Consider the following 2,399-nt stretch of genomic DNA (forward strand, 5'->3'; position numbering starts at 1 on the left):
CTTATATATTCTATGTAATTCATAAAGATAAGTCGCATAGTTGGGACTTTTTGAGGAAATGTTCACGGAACCCCAAAATGCGAGATACTAATTAACTGATTGTTATACAGTCACTTTATACGCATTCAACTTTGGTTACGGAATTTTCTGGGATTTCGGCGTAGAAACCCCTCATTGGACCTCAAACCCCTACTGTCTGCATTACAGCGTGTTTTTGCTCGAACCGTGTTTTTTCAGTAGGTCGGCAATGGCTTCGTCTAACAATCGACTTTTTGGAATACGGGTATCTTTAGATAACTCATTGAATGGTTGAACCAATTTGTTATCTAGTGAGGAGGTAAAGCGTGTGCGGTTTTTCAGGAAAGGCTCAGCCATAAGTCACAATCTGTCATCAGAATTCGGCTTTTGAGTGTAAACAGATGCAATATAGTTAATAACTGGTTTAAGATAGTGTCTATATAGGCACTATTTATTGTCTATTAAAATAATAATGCGATATGAACCAACCAACACCAGAGCCGCCTGCTTATCCTTCTCAGGCGGTTTTTTTTGCTCATTTTTAGCGATTGACAGCTTAAGACATCAGGCATAGTATTTTGAAAGTACTGTGTTTATATACAGTTGTTTTTTGTTTTTTGTTTTTTGTTTTTTGTTTTATTTTTAATTATGTCGAAGAGGAAAATACGATGAGTGGTGGAGACGGTATAGGTCATAACAGTGGTGCGCAGAGTACGGGTGGGGTAAATGGTGGGCCGACCGGGCTGGGTGGTGGAGGCAACAAAGGTGGCGGAGTTGGTTCGGGCGAGGGGGCGTTTAAAGTGGCCTCACAGCGGTCAGAAGGCGGTTGGCTAAACAGCTATAATGCTGCAGGTCAGTTGATAGGTTCAACGCGTGAATCAGGTAATGGCAGTGGTAATAGTGGTAACGGTGGCGGATCTGCTAATAATGATGCTGAAAAGGCTAAACTGGCTGCAGCTGAGGCCCAACGTCAGGCGGAAGAGGAGGCAGAGAGAAAACGAAAAGCGGTGGAAGATGCGGCGAAGTGGGATGCGGCCCACCCCATTGAAGTGGCGGAACGGCTGGTGAACGAAGCTCAGCAACGCATTAATCAAGCCCAGCAGGATAAGTCAGCCGCAGAGCAGCGCGCTACGGGTCATGATGTTGCCGCGAATAATCTGCAGAATGAAGTATCACCACTGCTAAAAGAAGCACAGGCACTCAGAGCGGAGTTCGAGAGTCTGGCTAAAGGTGGTGCGTTAGATCCGTCAAACCCCAATCGTGGTCTTTATGCGAGGGCGCTGGGCATAAATGGAGAAGCCTCGCGTAAAAAACAAGCGGCTGATGATAAGCAAGCCGGTGCAGAGCGTGAACGAGCGGCGGCGTCTCAGGCCAGAAACGAAGCTAATACAGTGAGCCAACGGTTAGAACAACTGCGACAGGAGAAGGTAAACGCGGAAGCTCACTTGAATGCGGTTCGTCAAAAAGTGGAGGAGGATAAAAAAGCTCAAGAAGAAAATGACGCGGTGAAAGATGCGGTTAAATTTACTGCGGATTTTTATAAGGAGCTTACAGATAAGTTTGGCGAGCAATCCGGCAAGGTAGCAAAAGAATTAGCGGAAGTGGCCAAGGGAAAAACCATCAAGAATGCTGATGAAGCATTAAAAGCGTTTGAGAAATACAAGGATGTGCTGAATAAGAAATTTAGCGTGAAAGACCGAGAGGCGATAGCGAAGGCGCTGGAGTCGATTGATCGAGAGGTGATGGCGAAGAATTTGGCCAAATTCAGTAAGGCGTTTGGGGTTGTAGGCTCATTTATTGATCTCTCTGATGTTGTTCTTGAACTTAAAAAGGCTATAGAAACTGATAACTGGCGCCCATTCCTTGTGAAGGTTGAATCTCTGGTTGCTGGTAAAGCTGCCACAGGGTTAACAGCCTTTGCTTTCAGTGTAATTATAGGCTTACCTCTGGGTATTATTGGGTTTGCTTTAATCATGGCGGTGGTTGGTGCTTTTATTGATGATTCCTTTGTTGACTCTATTAATACGCAGTTAGGCATTTAATAGATATTAGGCTAATCGGCTAGGTTCTCATCTGGCCGTTTCTTACTAATAAATAGTGAGATGATGCTGATTGGAATGGCAAACACAAAGCAAAACAGCCAAAAAATAGCACGTAACCCATTTTTACCTATATCTTCTTTGAAAAAACCCTTATGCCAAAATTCTTTTTTGGTGAATTTTAACGCTATGGTTTCGATTGTTAATTTTGAAAGAGGGAATAGTGGGCCGCTAATCAGCGAAAACACCAACATAAAAAGTTGTTTATCAGTATGCTGTTTGGTCATCCAGTCATAAATCATAATGGCGACTGGAATCAGCCCCCAAAAAATATTCCTTAAA

The 2,399-nt window shown here is 43.6% G+C and carries 3 protein-coding genes; 1 reads left to right on the forward strand and 2 read right to left on the reverse strand.

Annotation, left to right across the window (positions count from 1 at the left end):
* Positions 1–201: 201 nt before the first annotated feature.
* On the reverse strand, positions 202–375 hold the full coding sequence (locus tag V2A85_RS23090; protein ID WP_420072486.1) for a ribbon-helix-helix domain-containing protein: 174 nt from the start codon (positions 373–375) through the stop codon (positions 202–204).
* Positions 376–596: 221 nt separating this feature from the next.
* On the opposite strand from V2A85_RS23090, the gene V2A85_RS23095 reads away from it, so the two are divergent.
* Complete coding sequence (locus V2A85_RS23095; RefSeq protein WP_420072487.1) at positions 597–2,060, forward strand: colicin-like pore-forming protein; 1,464 nt, start codon at positions 597–599, stop codon at positions 2,058–2,060.
* Positions 2,061–2,071: 11 nt separating this feature from the next.
* Here V2A85_RS23095 and V2A85_RS23100 read toward each other — a convergent pair.
* Positions 2,072–2,399: colicin E1 family microcin immunity protein (locus V2A85_RS23100; protein WP_420072488.1), on the reverse strand; the 328-nt coding region annotated here is incomplete at its 5' end.

Origin of the sequence: Yersinia sp. 1252 StPb PI, from assembly GCF_048593885.1 — a bacterium.
Classification (GTDB): domain Bacteria; phylum Pseudomonadota; class Gammaproteobacteria; order Enterobacterales; family Enterobacteriaceae; genus Yersinia; species Yersinia enterocolitica_E.